This is a genomic window from Dehalococcoidia bacterium, from assembly GCA_003597995.1.
Lineage (GTDB): Bacteria > Chloroflexota > Dehalococcoidia > Dehalococcoidales > UBA1222 > SURF-27.
Genome location: QZJY01000026.1, coordinates 57,045 through 72,218 on the forward strand (window position 1 = coordinate 57,045; position 15,174 = coordinate 72,218).

The 15,174-nt window shown below is 55.2% G+C and carries 14 protein-coding genes and 4 tRNA genes; 12 read left to right on the forward strand and 6 right to left on the reverse strand.

Going from position 1 to position 15,174, the window contains the following annotated elements:
* Positions 1-24: 24 nt before the first annotated feature.
* The 5 genes from purH (at position 25) to C4542_04205 (ending at position 4,619) form a co-directional block, all read left to right on the forward strand.
* Positions 25-1,566, forward strand: coding sequence for a bifunctional phosphoribosylaminoimidazolecarboxamide formyltransferase/IMP cyclohydrolase PurH (purH, locus tag C4542_04185; GenBank protein RJO62424.1), 1,542 nt, complete (start codon positions 25-27; stop codon positions 1,564-1,566).
* A gap of 62 nt (positions 1,567-1,628) precedes the next feature.
* Complete coding sequence (locus C4542_04190) at positions 1,629-2,726, forward strand: hypothetical protein (protein RJO62425.1); 1,098 nt, start codon at positions 1,629-1,631, stop codon at positions 2,724-2,726.
* Positions 2,727-3,260: a cysteine hydrolase gene (locus C4542_04195; protein RJO62426.1), complete on the forward strand. Its 534-nt coding sequence runs from the start codon at positions 2,727-2,729 to the stop codon at positions 3,258-3,260.
* Positions 3,261-4,253: a nicotinate phosphoribosyltransferase gene (locus tag C4542_04200; GenBank protein RJO62427.1), complete on the forward strand. Its 993-nt coding sequence runs from the start codon at positions 3,261-3,263 to the stop codon at positions 4,251-4,253.
* A 72-nt stretch (positions 4,254-4,325) separates the two neighbouring features.
* Positions 4,326-4,619: a hypothetical protein gene (locus C4542_04205; protein RJO62428.1), complete on the forward strand. Its 294-nt coding sequence runs from the start codon at positions 4,326-4,328 to the stop codon at positions 4,617-4,619.
* Between the two features lie 2 nt (positions 4,620-4,621).
* Here C4542_04205 and tilS read toward each other — a convergent pair whose 3' ends face one another.
* From tilS to C4542_04230, 5 genes are all read right to left on the reverse strand, one after another.
* A complete protein-coding gene (gene tilS, locus C4542_04210) occupies positions 4,622-6,025 on the reverse strand; it encodes a tRNA lysidine(34) synthetase TilS (GenBank protein ID RJO62429.1) in 1,404 nt (467 codons plus the stop codon).
* 36 nt (positions 6,026-6,061) lie between these two features.
* On the reverse strand, positions 6,062-7,216 hold the full coding sequence (locus C4542_04215) for a M48 family peptidase (GenBank protein ID RJO62430.1): 1,155 nt from the start codon (positions 7,214-7,216) through the stop codon (positions 6,062-6,064).
* 3 nt (positions 7,217-7,219) lie between these two features.
* On the reverse strand, positions 7,220-7,861 hold the full coding sequence (locus C4542_04220) for a DUF2344 domain-containing protein (GenBank protein RJO62431.1): 642 nt from the start codon (positions 7,859-7,861) through the stop codon (positions 7,220-7,222).
* Entirely contained in the window at positions 7,836-9,128 is a 1,293-nt protein-coding gene (locus C4542_04225; protein ID RJO62432.1) for an HlyC/CorC family transporter, read from the reverse strand. Before C4542_04225 ends, C4542_04220 begins: the two co-directional genes overlap by 26 nt.
* A gap of 168 nt (positions 9,129-9,296) precedes the next feature.
* The gene (locus C4542_04230; protein ID RJO62433.1) at positions 9,297-9,503 is read right to left on the reverse strand and encodes a hypothetical protein; all 207 of its coding nucleotides are present in this window, start codon (positions 9,501-9,503) and stop codon (positions 9,297-9,299) included.
* 116 nt (positions 9,504-9,619) lie between these two features.
* On the opposite strand from C4542_04230, the gene tsaD reads away from it, so the two are divergent.
* From tsaD to groL, 3 genes are all read left to right on the forward strand, one after another.
* A complete protein-coding gene (gene tsaD, locus C4542_04235; protein ID RJO62434.1) occupies positions 9,620-10,597 on the forward strand; it encodes a tRNA (adenosine(37)-N6)-threonylcarbamoyltransferase complex transferase subunit TsaD in 978 nt (325 codons plus the stop codon).
* A 203-nt stretch (positions 10,598-10,800) separates the two neighbouring features.
* Complete coding sequence (locus tag C4542_04240) at positions 10,801-11,097, forward strand: co-chaperone GroES (GenBank protein ID RJO62435.1); 297 nt, start codon at positions 10,801-10,803, stop codon at positions 11,095-11,097.
* Between the two features lie 12 nt (positions 11,098-11,109).
* Positions 11,110-12,747 (forward strand): chaperonin GroEL, encoded by a 1,638-nt coding sequence (gene groL / locus C4542_04245; GenBank protein RJO62436.1) that lies wholly within the window; start codon positions 11,110-11,112, stop codon positions 12,745-12,747.
* A gap of 162 nt (positions 12,748-12,909) precedes the next feature.
* Here the strand turns inward: groL and C4542_04250 are convergent, their stop codons facing one another.
* A complete protein-coding gene (locus tag C4542_04250) occupies positions 12,910-14,178 on the reverse strand; it encodes an insulinase family protein (protein RJO62437.1) in 1,269 nt (422 codons plus the stop codon).
* A gap of 345 nt (positions 14,179-14,523) precedes the next feature.
* Here C4542_04250 and C4542_04255 point away from each other — a divergent pair.
* The 4 genes from C4542_04255 to C4542_04270 all read left to right on the forward strand — a co-directional run bounded on the left by C4542_04255 (position 14,524) and on the right by C4542_04270 (position 15,052).
* Positions 14,524-14,599, forward strand: a tRNA-Trp gene (locus tag C4542_04255).
* A gap of 3 nt (positions 14,600-14,602) precedes the next feature.
* Positions 14,603-14,690: transfer RNA gene (locus C4542_04260), tRNA-Leu, on the forward strand.
* A 12-nt stretch (positions 14,691-14,702) separates the two neighbouring features.
* A tRNA-Gly gene (locus tag C4542_04265) sits at positions 14,703-14,777 on the forward strand.
* 204 nt (positions 14,778-14,981) lie between these two features.
* A tRNA-Cys gene (locus tag C4542_04270) sits at positions 14,982-15,052 on the forward strand.
* Positions 15,053-15,174: the final 122 nt, after the last annotated feature.

The following is a 15,174-nucleotide window of genomic DNA, read 5'->3' on the forward strand; positions in this document are numbered from 1 at the left end:
CAGATTTTAGATTAGGAGGAATCAATGCGGGCTATTATCAGCGTATCCGACAAGAGCGGCGTCACCGATTTTGCCAGGGGGCTGGCGGGACTGGGGTTCGACCTGTTCAGCACGGGCGGCACTAAAAAGGCGCTCGCTGAAGCAGGCATTCCCATCCACGGCATATCCGATATCACCGGATTCCCCGAGATATTGGATGGCCGGGTCAAAACCCTGCACCCCATGGTTCATGGCGGGCTGCTGGCGCGGCGCGACCTGAAATCACACATGGACGAGCTGGCCAAAAACGGGATAACGCCCATTGACCTGGTGGCGGTCAACCTCTATCCATTTGTCCAGACCGTGTCAAAGGGTGGCGTGACGCTGCAGGAAGCCCTCGAAAATATCGACATCGGCGGGCCGACCATGATACGCGCTGCGGCCAAGAATTTCCCCGGCGTCATCGTGGTGGTCGACCCGGCGGATTACAACAGGATACTGGAAAAGTTAAAAAAAGGCGGCCTTGACACGGCCGAGCGCAAGCGGCTGGCGCAGAAAGCCTTCCAGCACGTGGCGCTCTACGACACCGCCATATCCCAGTACCTGAGGCAGGACATGCCGGGTTTCCCGCAGGAAATGACCATCGCCCTTAAAAAGCGTTACGACCTGCGGTACGGCGAGAACCCGCACCAGAAAGCCGCCTTTTATGCCGAGCAGACTGTGGCCAAACAGGACAGCGGCATCACCTGGGCCAGGCAGTTATGGGGCAAAGAACTCTCTTTCAATAACATCCTGGATGCCGAAGCGGCATGGTCGGCGGCTTCGGATTTCCCCGACCCCACGGTAGCCATCATCAAGCATACCAACGCCTGCGGACTGGCGAGCCATCCCGACATCGACGAAGCCTACCGGCGCGCTTTCAGCGGCGATACCGTCTCGGCCTTTGGCGGCATCGTGGCCTGCAACCGCCCTATCAACCTCAAAATGGCAAAGGAGATGGGGCTCACTTTTTATGAAATCGCCATCGCTCCAGGTTTCGATGACGACGCGCTGGAAGAACTCAAAAAAAAGAAAAATTTGCGCATCCTGCTGGTGGATAAACCCGCGGAATGCGACGGCGTGTCCCGAGACTACCTGGACTACCGCCGCGTCAAGGGCGGGCTGCTGGTGCAGGACGCCGATACCATCAACGAGGATGGCCTTAAGCTGCAGACGGTTACCAAGCGCGCGCCGACTCCGGCAGAGCTGGAAGACCTCAAGTTTGCCTGGCGTGCCGTGAAGCATATCAAGAGCAACGCCATTGTCCTGGCGAAGGATAAGACCTTGCTGGGCATGGGCGCCGGACAGCCCAACCGCGTGGTAAGCGTTTTCCTTGCCAAGGCCAAGGCCGGCGAAAAAGCTAAAGGCAGCGTGATGGCCTCGGACGCCATGTTCCCCTTCTCCGACAGCGTGGAACAGGCGGCGGAGGGCGGCATCACCGCCATCATCCAGCCGGGCGGCTCACTGCGCGATGAGGATTCCATTAAGGCGGCGGACGACCACAACATCGCCATGGTCTTCACCGGCATAAGACACTTCTTGCACTAAAAAACTTATACGATTGGATAGAATGTCCCCCTCGGGCTATAATGAGGGGGACTTCTTTTTTTATGGATATAACCGCATCAGACATCAGCAGCCTTGACAAGAGGCTTGACAACCTGTCATCCGCTGACAGGACTTTGTTCGAACGCCTCTATTCCCTGTGCGCTCAAAAAGGCGAAATGCGCATTCCCGAAAATATGAGGGAGTGGGTCTCAAAACAGTTCGGTTCCTTAGAGGCTGTCGCCAATCAGAGGATAGTGCGAGTGACCAACAGTATCACCGGCGAGGAGTCCATCTTTAACAGCCTCAGGGCGCTACGGCCCAGCGACACCCGCGAGAAAACTGCCTTCAGCCTTGACAGTCTGGACATGGGCGCGGACAGTTTCGCTGACCCGCGGGAGAACACGCCGGAAGATACCTTCGGACGTATTGAAGGACGGTATTGCATAACGGCCAGCAACATCGCCAAGTGCGACGAGTTGCACGGGCTGGTCATTTTCAAGAACCCCCATCCGCTCATATGGAGTAAAGAGGAGGTAGCTGACTATATCGATACCGCCTGGCGCTGGGCGCAAAAGGCGCACTACCTACACCCCTTGAACAGGTACTTTTTCTTTTGTTGGAACTGCCTTTGGCGTTCAGGGGCTTCCATCAACCACGGACACGCCCAGATGATGCTCAGTCGAGGGCACGCCTATTCCCACATTGAGGCTCTGCGCAAGGCGGCGCAATCCTACCGCCGTAAATATGGGGCGAATTATTTCGACGACCTCTTCAATGTGCACAAAGCCCTCGGTCTGGCCTTTGACAGAACAGGGGTCCGCATATTAGCCTGTCTCACGCCGGTGAAGAACAACGAGATTGTTTTGATGGCTGACGGACTGGACGCACACTTCAAGAAAAGTGTGTATGATGTCCTGGCGCTCTACCGCGACAGCCTGGGGGTGACATCTTTCAACCTGGCCATCGCCACCCCACCCCTGGACAGGACAAGAGAAAGCTGGCAAGGCTTCCCTGTTATTGCCTGGCTGGTGGACCGGGGAAGCCTTAACTACCGCTCATGCGACATCGGCTCGCTTGAGCTTTTCGCGGCGAATTCGGTATCCAGTGATCCGTTTAAGCTGGCAAGCGCCCTCAGAAGTCATTTCACAGGAGAGAAATAAATGCCTGATGCAGTGCTGGTGGTTGACATGCTGCGGGGGTTCATGGAAGAAGGATACCCCATTTATTGCGGCGCGGATTCCCGCAAGATTATTGCCAATATCGAGCAACTTCTGGACGAGGAAACCAAGAAGGGTTCAAAGATATTCTTCATCGCCGATTGCCATGCGCCGGACGACCTCGAATTTAAAATGTTCCCGCCCCACTGTATAGAAGGCAGCCCAGAATCGGAAGTCATACCGGAGCTCCAGCGGTTCGCCGGCAAGACGATATCCAAACAGCGTTACAGCGCTTTTTTCAACACCGGGCTTGAAAAAGAGCTCTTAAAACTCAAGCCTGAGAAAGTAATCGTCTGTGGAGTTTGCACCGATATCTGCGTCATGCACACGGTGGCCGACGCCCGCAACCGGGACTACGTCGTCGAGGTGCCGGCGGACTGCGTGGCCTCGTTCGACCAAGAAGCGCACAAGTGGGCGCTGCAACACATGGAAAAAGTCCTGGGAGCCAGGCTGACTCACGCGAAGGAGAAAAAATAAATGGCTAAGTTCGAACCGTCTAAAGAGGTGCTTTCCGGCGAGACGGCCGACGTATATTTCCAGCGTACCATTGACATCCTTAGACATGAAAAGCTCAACCCGCAGGCTGTCATGGAAGTCTTCCCCGGCCGTGACGGAGTGCTGTGCGGTATTGAGGAAGTGAAAGCCCTGCTGCGTAAAGTCCTGCCCGCCGGTGAAAGCCAGGTATGGGCCCTCGGCGAGGGGGCCGACATCAGCCGCAAGGAGGTGGTGCTGCGCATTTCCGCCCCCTACCAGAGCTACGGCCTGTACGAGACAGCCCTCCTCGGCATGCTGTCGCAGGCCAGCGGCTGGGCTACCGCGGCGCGCGAGTGCGTCCAGGCGGCTAATGGAATCCCGGTGGTCAGTTTCGGCGCGCGACATGTCCACCCGTCGGTGGCCGCCGTCATGGACTATGCGGCTGTCATAGGTGGTTGTCAGGGGTGTTCCACTACCCTGGGGGCTAAACTCGCCGGCATCCGGCCCTCGGGCACCATGCCCCACGCTTTAATACTGGTGATGGGAGATACGGTGGCGGCCACTATCGCCTTCGACAAATACATGGCACCTGACATCGCGCGCGTCTCGCTTGTCGATACGTTCAAGGACGAGGTGGAGGAAAGCCTGCGCGTGGCTCAGGCGCTGGGCAAAAAACTCAGCGCGGTAAGGCTGGACACGCCCAGGGAGAGAGGTGGCGTGACGGTTGAACTGGTGAAAGAGCTGAGAGCCAAGCTCGACCTGGCCGGTTTCAACCACGTGGGGATTTTTGTCAGCGGGGGTTTCGACGCTGCCAAGATACGCCTTTTTGTGGAGCAGCAGGCTCTGGTGAGCGGTTTTGGTATCGGCAGCTACATCACCGCCGCGGCACCCATCGATTTCACCGCCGACCTGCACGAAGTGGCGGGAAAACCAATTGCCAAGAGAGGCCGGCTACCCGGGATAACGCCCAATCCGAGACTCAAACGCATGATGTAAGACTGGACAGGACTTGTCACATGTCCATGGTAAACTATACAATAGTCCGAAATAAAACTTGGGGGGATGCCGATGCAGGAAAAGAGCTTCCGCGAAATCGAGGATGATTACAAGCGCCGCAAACTGGAAGCGCAGGGGAGTTTTCATCACGGGCACTGGGATAAATGCCCCATGTGCAGCGGCACAATGTCCATGCCCTGTGACAATTGCAAGGGTACCGGGCGTATGTCAGGACAGCCTAAAAGAGTGAACTCGGCGACTCCCCTATGGGGCAACAACGAGACCTGTCCCGTGTGCAAGGGAGAACGCAAACTTAAATGCCGCAACCCTCAGTGCCGCAACGGCTCGATTTGGATAGCGGAATAGGGCTAGCCACGTTTGAACTCTAACCTCAACACCCGCCTTGTTTGTGAAGTTACTTTTACTCGCTCGTCCAGGCGATAACCCGCCAGCCAGACAATACCCGAAGATGACACGACCACCGGAATATTGCGCCGCCAGTGTTTTGGAATTCTGGCATCCATCATGAACTTTCCCAGTTTTTTCTCCGCACCCAGCCCCAGGGGGTGAAAACGGTCGCCTCTTTTCCATGTCCGTACGTTGAGTTTTTGCCCGACCTTATCGAAATCCATATAGGCCACCAGGCTGTTGTCCTCCCTGTCAAGGGCATGGACAACCTTTGCTTCGACATGCCAGCCAGGCAGTTCCGTAACTCCCGGGATAGTCAACGGATATTCCCCATCAAGCCAAGGATAAGGACATGGCAGTTCACTCTCTTTTCCCAACCAGAGAGTGTCATACCCCGCCATGAAAACCAGTCCGTAAGGCAAATCGATGCGGCGGCCAGAAGGTTTGTCCATGAGTGACAGCATATCTTCGATGTGGCGCGATTCGATGTCTTTGAGACCGCCCGGCAACTGTTCGAGACAGGTCCTCAGCAGGTGTCGCTTGAGGGCCGGGTGGACATTTTGCAGCCCCTCTCTGTCAAGGGTAATAACCTCGCCATCTCTCGTAACCACTTTGTTCCAAAGTTCTGCGACTTGACCATCGAGATACTCCAGTTCATCTGCAGCGGAAGATGACAGGCGTAATAAAGCCTCAGAGATATTCGAGTTGTAATCCGTGAGCAACGGCAGAAGTTTTAAGCGGATTTTGTTGCGCAGGGGCGAAAGCTCGAAGTTGGAGGAATCGGTCCTCGGTTCAAGTCTCATCTGCTGACAATAGTCAATCGTTTCTTCTCTTGTTATGTCAAGCATCGGACGGACGATGACAAGTCCCCTGTCACCGATTGTCTTGGGTGTCAAAGGTCTGAGACCGACGAGACCGCGCGTGCCGCTGCCCCTCACGATGTGCAGCAGGATGGTCTCGACATTGTCGTTCTGCGTGTGCCCGGTGACGATATAGTGAGTGCCAATCTTCTCGCAAACGTCGGCGAGAAATAAGTAACGCACCTCGCGTGCCGCCTCTTCCAGCGTCATTTTATTGACTTTTTGAAAAGCTTTGACATCACCCTGTCCAATGGTGACAGGAATATGCAGACTGCCAGCCAGTCCCCGGACATATTCAGCGTCCGCCCGAGATTCTTCACCACGCAAATGGTGGTCGAGGTGGGCGATATGCAGTGTCAGACCGAGTTCGTCTTTGAGGGTAGACAGCAGGTGTAAAAGGCACACAGAATCCGGGCCGCCCGAAACGGCTACCACCAGTTTCGAGCCGGTCAGATTATGATTCTGAAAAAAACGGATTATTCCAAGCCTAATATCATCGGACATGGCAGCCCCTATTATAGCAGGGATAAATACGGATGCTCAGGAGGAGTTAGCGGACAATTGGGTTGCTTTGAACCTTTGGGCCATTGCCACGCGCTGGCGGTAGCTCGGATGGTCGTCCAGTAAAACCTCTACCCAGCGCGGAGGCGTTCCTTCCGCCAGGTTCTGGTCGGTCAGTTTGGCCATGGCGCTAATAAAGGAGTCCGAGTCGCCGGTGAGCGTAATAGCGAAAAAGTCGGCCTGAGACTCGACCCTGCGCGTGAAAAAAGCTGTCAAGGGTGTCATGACCAGCCCCATCAGCCCGAACACGAGAATGAGAAGCGGCAGGGCTGCGGCGTCCGAGACGTCCTTGAACCCAAGACTCTCCGTTAAAGCCTTGAAGACGAGAGCCGCCCCAAAAAATGACGCCAGCATGACCAGTCCCTGAAAAATAAACAACCTCAGCATGTCGCGGTGGCGCTGGTGCCCCATTTCGTGGGCCATGATAACCGTTATTTCAGGCGGCGTGTATTTATCCAGCAAGGTATCGCTCAGCAGTATGCGCCGGGTGGCTCCCGCTCCCATGAGCGCCGCGTTGGCGGTGGTATTCTTGGCGCTGAACTCGACGGTGTAAATGCCCCTGACCTTGACCCGGGCCGCCTGAGCCAGTTTTTCTAAACGTGCCTTGATTTCACCATCTGCCAGCGGTTTTGTTTTGAAAAACATGGGGAGAATAATAACCGGGGCAAGGACGCTCAGCACCAGGCTGATAAGCATGACTGCTACCCAGCCCCACAGCCACCACCACTCCGGCGTGAAGGAGAGCAGCCAGTATGCCATCGATACCAAGCCCGAACCTAAAAACAGCCCCAGGCCGGCCGTTTTAAGGTGGTCTCCCAGCCAGTTTACGAGCGTTTGACGTGAAAGACCATAGCGGCGGGGCAGCACCAGACCTGAATAATAGTCCAGAGGCGCTGTAATCAAAGCATAGGCTGCTGTCAGGACAAGGAAGTAAATCAGTGCTCCCGCCACGCTAGACAGGGCTAGAAAATCAATCAGGCGGCTCGAGAGCCCGCTCGCCAGCAGCGCCACCAGCAAAAAGCCGCCCAGCAGGTAGTCTACCAGTGACAGATAGCGCTTCGTCCTGGCGTAACGGCGTGCCTGGGCTTGTCTTGCGGCATCAAGAACGGGTTCAGAGGACGCAACATTATCCAAAAGTTAACCTGCCTGCAGGATGAGTTTCGTGCGGTGAATGGAGAGCGGGGTGTCCAGGCCCAGGGCTTTGGACACCTGCTCCGGCCGTCCCGCCCCAGAGCTGTCGCAGCGCAGTTTCATACCCAGGGTGGCAAAATCATTCTCATGGGACACGAGCCATACGCTCTCAATCAGCTTGCGCAGGTCGTACGACTTAACGCCTGTATCACGCTGGTGCTGCCAGGGAAGGCTCTCGCTCGCCATCAGGCTGTCAATCGCGCACTTCAGCCTGTCGATGTCAGGTGCGGCCACTCTGACTTCATACTCGGCAAATCTCATCTGAGCCTGCAGCGTCGGGGCTTCGAGAGGCATGGGAAAGACCTGGGCGATTTCCAGGCCTTGAGGAAGTTGCGGACCGACCATGGCGGTGAAGGCATGATTGGACAAGGGCTGGACAGTATAGACATCCATAAGCTCCGCCTCACCGGTTACGCCCAGCGCCAGAGGCGCGGCCAGCGAAAGGCGCGGGTGTGGGTTGAAACCCTCACTGTAAGCCAGCATCACTCCCGCCCGGCGAAAGACGCGCTGCCATACCCTTATCAGGTCTAGGTGAGAGATAAACTTTATCTCTTCGCCGCGCTTAAAGCGGACTCTTAGACGGTTCATCCTTCTGCGCCTTCTCCCTGGTGATGAGGACCTCTTCGATCTTGTGGCCCTTCATCTTGGTGATTACGATTTTCAGGTCGCGATATTTGAGCTGCTGTCCCTGTTTGGGGATGCGTCCCATGAGGTGCAGGATGAAACCCGCCACCGTCTCGTATTCCCCTTCAGGCAGGCTGAGGCCGATCTCGGTATTGGCTTCTTCGATGCGCATGCCTCCGTCCACCTGGAAGGTATGCTCGTTTATCAACTCAAATTCCTTCTCCGCAGCCCCCAATTCATCACCTACGGGACCAAAAATCTCCTCCATGAGGCGGCTCAGGCTGACGATGCCTGCCGTGCCGCCGTATTCATCGACGATGATGCCCATGTGATAGTTTTTATCGCGCATGTCTTGAAAAAGGTCGCTGATGCGCTTGGTCTCCGGCGCGAAGTAAGCCGGCCGCACCAGATCATCTATATGGCTCTCCTTGGTAATGCCATCCCGGGCGATAGCCATGAGCACATCTTTAGTGGACAGGGTACCTATGACATTGTCCATGCTTTCTTCGTAAACCGGGTAGCGCGATTTGGGAGACTCGGAGTAGGTTGCAAAAAAATCGGAAAGGCTGGTTCCCCTGGGCACGCTGACCACTTCCGGACGCGGCACCAGTACCTCGCGCACGGGCCGGTCTCCGAAATCGAAAACGTTGTGCAGCATCTCGGCTTCGTTCTTTTCAACCGTGCCCTCTTTGTGCCCCACGTTTATCATGCTTTCGATGTCTTCTGGCCTGACCAGGGTGGTGCGCTCGGTTTGTCCGCCGACCAGCCTGCTGAAAGCGTTGGAAATCCAACTCAACACGACCACGAGCGGTCTGAATAGCCAAGTCAAAAATTGTGTCGGGCCTACAAAAAGGATGGAAAGGCGTTCGCGGTTACGCACGGCAAAAGTTTTGGGAGTTGCCTCTCCAAAAATGAGCAGGATAAATGTCATGATGAGAGTAGCGAATAGAGCCCCCTGCTCGTCACCCCAAATCGAGATGGCCATAAGCGTACCAAGCGCGGTAGCGGCAGTGGCCATAAGGTTTTGGCCGGTAAGGATAGTGGAAAGCAGGCGCTCCGGTTTCTCCAGCAGTTTGGCGACACGGCTGGCTCCCTTTACCTTGCTATCTACCATGCTCTGCAGGCGGTATCTTTCCAGAGAGACATAAGCAGTCTCGGCGCTATTGAAAAAAGCGTATAGAACAACACAAAAAAAGAGAAGCGCTAAATAGAGATAAAACACGGCGGGCATAAAATCACCTCACTATGTATGGGCACCAATCACCCAGTTTCCCATGATAACATCGGCTAGGCGGAGTGTCAAAAGCAACAACATCATTTCAATCATAGACGTGGCTGAAGAGTCGTGATAATGCGGGCAAACAACGAGGAATAAGGCCTTGTGGTAAATATTGTTATGTCAACGATTCAGCTTGTTTCGTATCGATATGTAGACGAGAAAAGCGACTAACAGAATCAGCCCGACCAGAAGTACTATGACCGGCCAGCCGCTCGAGGCTTTATCCCAGCCGATTATGGCGCCGATCCTTTGAATCATAAAAATCATGCCGACTGCTACAAAGGCAATCGCGATTATTAGGGCCACGATTCTGCTTGAGCGCGACATGTCCATCCCCCTGTCCGGTGCCCGGCTATGCTAACATTACAGCATAGCGGAGTCAAACAGCGTCGGTGAGGCGCTCAACGACTCTTTGAATGGCCCGTGTGTTATAATGCCACATTGTGAAGATACTGGGGGTCGAAAGCTCCTGCGATGAAACGGCGGCGGCAGTCGTCGAGGACGGCGTCCGCATATTGTCCAACGAGATAGCTTCACAGGTGGATATCCACGCACGATATGGAGGTGTGGTGCCCGAGGTGGCCTCGCGACAGCACCTGCTGGCTATCGTCCCCATCATTCGCCAGGCTATGGACAAGGCATTGACAACCTGGCAAGACATTGACGCCATCGCCGTGACGCACGGGCCGGGGCTGGCGGGGTCATTGCTCGTCGGTGTGAGCGCCGCCAAGGCTGTCGCATTTGCGCAAGGCATCAGGCTCATGGGAATCAACCACCTCGAAGCGCACATTTATGCCAACTGGCTGGGAACTACCCGGCCTGAATTCCCATTGTTATGTCTAATAGTCTCCGGCGGGCATACCGACCTCGTGCTGATGCGCGGCCACGGCGACTATACCCTGCTGGGGAAAACCCGGGATGACGCCGCCGGCGAGGCTTTCGACAAGGCGGCGCGCATACTGGGGCTGGGTTATCCCGGCGGTCCGGCTATAGACAGAGCCTCACAGAATGGCAAGCCCTGTCTAGACCTTCCACATGCCTGGCTTGCGGGCACGCATGATTTTAGCTTCAGCGGCATCAAAACAGCCCTCTACCGCATGGTGGAGGATGATAAAATCAGCAACGCGAACGACGCTGCCGCCAGTTTTCAGGAAGCCGTTGTGTCCATCCTGGCGGTCAAGACCATCGCAGCCGCGAAAGAGCACGGTGTCAAACAAATCCTTATGTCAGGCGGCGTGGCCTCCAACCGCCTGCTGCGCCAGCGCCTCAGCCAGGAATCACCCATGCCTGTATTGATTCCGGAACCTGTACTTTGCACCGATAACGCCGCCATGGTGGCCGCCTGCGGCTACTTCAGGCTCCAAACCGGGAAATCAGACGGCTTGGATATGGACGTAATACCTGGCCTCAGGCTATTCTGAGTTAGCAATTGTGAGATTGCAAGAGATAATCAAGGTTTTACATGTCTCATTTCCCCTATTTGTTTCTAACCTTGTTTAACCTTCCTCCATATCAGTTGCGGCTTCAGCCAAATTCGGTTATTATAGAGTTAGCAGTCTCCCCCCGAGATTGCTAACATTTTTATAGACCACAAAGAAGACAGAAAAAATAAGGAGGTTCAAGCATGGTATCTAAAATTCAACCGTTGGGCGAACGGGTCCTGGTCAAGCCCATGGCCAGAGAGGAAGTGTCCAGAGGTGGTATCGTCCTCCCGGACACCGTCAAGGAAAAACCCCAGGAGGGCGAGGTGCTGGCAGTAGGGATGGGCAAACGCTCTGACAAGGGCGAGCACATCCCCATGGAAATCAAGGTCGGGGACATCGTCCTCTACGCCAAATACGGAGGCACCGAGATTAAACTCGATGGCGAGGACCTGATCATCCTGCGTGAAAGCGATATTCTGGCCAAGAAAGCCAAGTAAAGGAGAATAAGCATGGCAAAACAGATAATTTTCGGTGAAGAAGCAAGGCGCGCCCTTAAAAAGGGCGTGGACGTACTGGCGGCCGCGGTCCGTGTGACCCTCGGCCCCAAGGGACATCCGGTAGCCCTGGACAAGAAGTGGGGGGCTCCCACCATCATTGACGACGGCGTGACTATCGCCAAGGAAATAGAACTGCCCGATGCCTTCGAGAACATGGGCGTGCAATTGGTCAAAGAAGCCTCTTCCAAGACCAATGACGCCGCCGGTGACGGCACCACCACATCCACCATTCTGGCCTGGGCCATCATCAGCGAGGGCTTCAAGAACATCGCCGCCGGCGCTGAGCCCCTAGCTCTCAAACACGGCATCGAGAAAGCCACTGCTGCCGTAGTTGACGAACTCAAGCGCGCGTCCACCCCTGTCAAGGGGAAGGAACAGATCGTCCAGGTAGCCACCATCACCGCCAAGGACAACGAAATCGGCAATCTCATCGCCTCCGTCATGGAAAAGGTGGGCAAGGACGGCGTCATCACTATCGAAGAGTCCAAGGGGACCAAATTCGAGACCGAGTATGTAGAGGGGATGCAGTTCGACCGGGGCTACGTGTCTGCCTATTTCGTGACCGACACCGCCCGCATGGAAGCCAACCTCGAAGACCCCATGATACTCATTACCGACAAGAAGATTTCATCCATACAGGAAATTCTGCCGTCGCTGGAGCGCATACTGCAGGCTACCAAGAACCTGCTCATCATCGCCGACGACGTTGACGGCGAGGCGCTGGCCACGCTGGTAGTCAACAAGCTGCGCGGGACACTCAATGTCATAGCTGTCAAGGCCCCCGGTTTCGGCGACCGCCGCAAGGCTATGCTGGAAGACATCGCCATCCTCACCGGCGGCAAAGTCATCTCCGAGGATGTCGGCCGCAAGCTCGATTCCATCACCGCAGAAGACCTGGGCCGCGCCCGCCGCGTAGAGGTAGATAAGGACAAGACCACTATCATCGAAGGCAAAGGCGCCGCCAAGGAAATCAAAGACCGCATCAAGCAGCTCAAATCCCAAATCGAAGAGACCGAGTCGGACTTCGACCGCGAGAAGCTGCAGGAGCGCATGGCGCGCATGGCCGGCGGTGTGGCTGTCATCAAGGTGGGCGCCGCCACCGAAACCGAGATGAAAGAGAAGAAGCACCGCGTAGAGGACGCTTTATCCGCGACCCGCGCTGCCGTCGAAGAGGGCATCCTGCCAGGCGGCGGCATCGGTCTTCTCAATGCTCTGCCGGCCCTGGACAAGCTGACTGTTTCAGGAGATGAGCTCACCGGAGTTAACATAATCCGCAAGGCCGTTGAAGAGCCTATTCGCTGGATTGCCATCAATGCCGGCCGAGACGGCGCCGTCATCGTTGACACTGTCAAGAAGGGTGTCAAAGGCGCCGGCTACAATGCCGAGACCGACAAGTTCGGCAACATGGTGGAAATGGGTATCATTGACCCCACCAAGGTCGTGCGCAGCGCGCTGGTCAACGCCGCCAGCATCGCCAGCATGGTCCTGGTGACCGAATCCCTCATCGCCGATATCCCTGAAAAAGAGAAGGGGGCGCCCGCGGGCGGCGGCATGGGTGGAATGGGCGGCGGTATGGGAGACATGTACTAGAGCAAAGCTCCCGACAATACCTCTGGACAAAACTCAAGAGACCCTCGACAAATGTCGAGGGTCTCTTTTATCTTTTGAGAGGCCAACTCGCTTGAGTTATATTCAAACCTATTTTATGACTAAGATACAATGGTCCCAGTTACATGACATAACATTATTAATTTAATCAGCCTCAATCAACTTACTTAGCTGTTCGGGTTTTTGTAACGGACCCACCACTGCCAACCGCATCTTCGACCTGTTGATGAGGTTGTGTGCCAGATGCTTAATATCCTCTGCCTTAACGCTATCGACTATCTCGTTGACATCATCGAGCGTAAGAATACGTCCAGTCAAAGTCTCCTGCCCGCCAAGCCAGCCCGCCACGTGCCGGCTGTCTTCCAGCCGCAGAGCGAGTTGCCCCTTGGACATTTCCTTAGCTTTGCTGAGTTCGGGCGGAGAAATAGTCTCTTCCTTGAAGCGCATGAGTTCTTTGATGATGGCCGCCAGCGCCAGCCTCGCTTTGGAGGTGTCAACGCCGGCATATACTATCAACGAACCCGTGTCCTTAAGGTGGTCGACATAACTCTGCACGCTGTAAGCCAGCCCGAGCTTATCTCTCACCTCGCAAAAAAGGCGGCTGCTCATGCCTTCGCCCAGGATGACGTTCATCATGTCCAGGGTAAAGCGCTGCGGGTCGAACAGCGACAAGCCCGGCAAGGCGAGGCACATGTGAGTCTGTTCGATGTCACGGGTTTCTATTCCGACTCTTGACGCTTGGTGTTCGCGGAAACCCCTGTGCCCCGGACGTTGTCCAGCCCCTGTCCAGCCGCCGAGGCATTTTTTAACCGCCGCCACCGCCTCTTTATGTTCCACGTTTCCTGCGATGGACACGACGGTCTTGGCGGGTATGTACTGCTTCCGGATATATTCCAGCAGGTCCGTCCGCCGGATGCACGACACGGATTTCTTTGTTCCGGCGATGTCGCGCCCCAGCGGGTCTGCGGGCCACAGCAGTTTTTCTATAATAAGCCCCACCTTGGAAGACGGGGAGTCATAGCTCATATTGATTTCTTCGATGATGACCTGGCGCTCTTTTTCAATATCTTCAGTCTCGAACCTGGAATTGAGCAGCATGTCGCTCAGAACGTCGAGGGCCATCTCAAAGTGTGGACGTGCCACCTTGCACCAGTAAACAGTGCTCTCGCGGTCGGTGCCGCCGTTGAGGACTCCTCCGACACCCTCAATGGCTTCGGAGATGTCACGCGAAGTAGGCCGTTTTTGCGTCCCCCGAAAAAGCCCGTGCTCCACGAAATGCGAAATGCCAGCCCGGGCATTGGTCTCGTAGCGCGAGCCCACTCCCACGAATATACAGATGGAGGCGGAGTGAGTTTGAGGCATGGTCTCGCTGATGATGCGTAAACCGTTGTCTAAAATCGTTTTCTGATACAAATTGTCACCTCTTTCTGCTTCTCATTCTATTTGCCCCCTGACAGCCTGTCAATACATGGCTAGGCAGTTGTCCAGTCATCCCTCTATACCCGGGTAACTCCCTTGATATCGCCAACATCACTACCCGTGGAAGCGCGACGATTTTATATTACATAACCTATTTTAGGGCCATTTAGTCGTTGTCCACACCCTGGATGATATCCTATTGGTTTTCCTTCACCTTCGGGAAGCAAAAAGCGCATTATCAGGCTTGACAGAAAGAGGGTTAAGCCAGTAATATATCTCCTGCTGCCGGTATTAAGGCAGTTAATTTATTTAACAATTTGTGCTATCATTGATTGAGCTAGGAGTGTAGCTCAGTTGGTAGAGCAGCGGTCTCCAAAACCGCCGGTCGAGGGTTCGAGTCCTTCCACTCCTGCCAGCGGCCGAGATGGTGGAATGGCAGACACGCTAGCTTGAGGGGCTAGTGAGAGTTAAATCTCGTGAGAGTTCAAATCTCTCTCTCGGCACCAATCAGTTAGAACGCGGAAGTAGTTCAGTGGTAGAACGTCTCCTTGCCAAGGAGAAGGTCGCGAGTTCGAGTCTCGTCTTCCGCTCCATAATCCCTCACCAGGCTACGGCCTTTCCTCTCGCTTTTCAGCATCTCCGCATTAGCTTTTGCGATTCGACTCAGCCGCGGAACTGACCTCACAGCAAACTTTCCGGCTCTCCAAATGCCGGGCAAGAATGAGCCGTATTTTGTCTTTTTGGCGTTGACTTTTACGCCTGCACAGATTATGCTATTAGCTACCCCACGGGTGTCTGGCGACGTAGCCAAGTGGCAAGGCAGGGGTCTGCAAAACCCCCATCAGCGGTTCGAATCCGCTCGTCGCCTTTCCCTCTTTTTCTGAAGTCCGGAAAATGACATTCTCCCCGACGCAAGCGTCGGGGTATCACAATAATCTTAGTTGATCTTTGTGAATCTGGATATATTTACCGGATTCGCCGCAAGCGGCG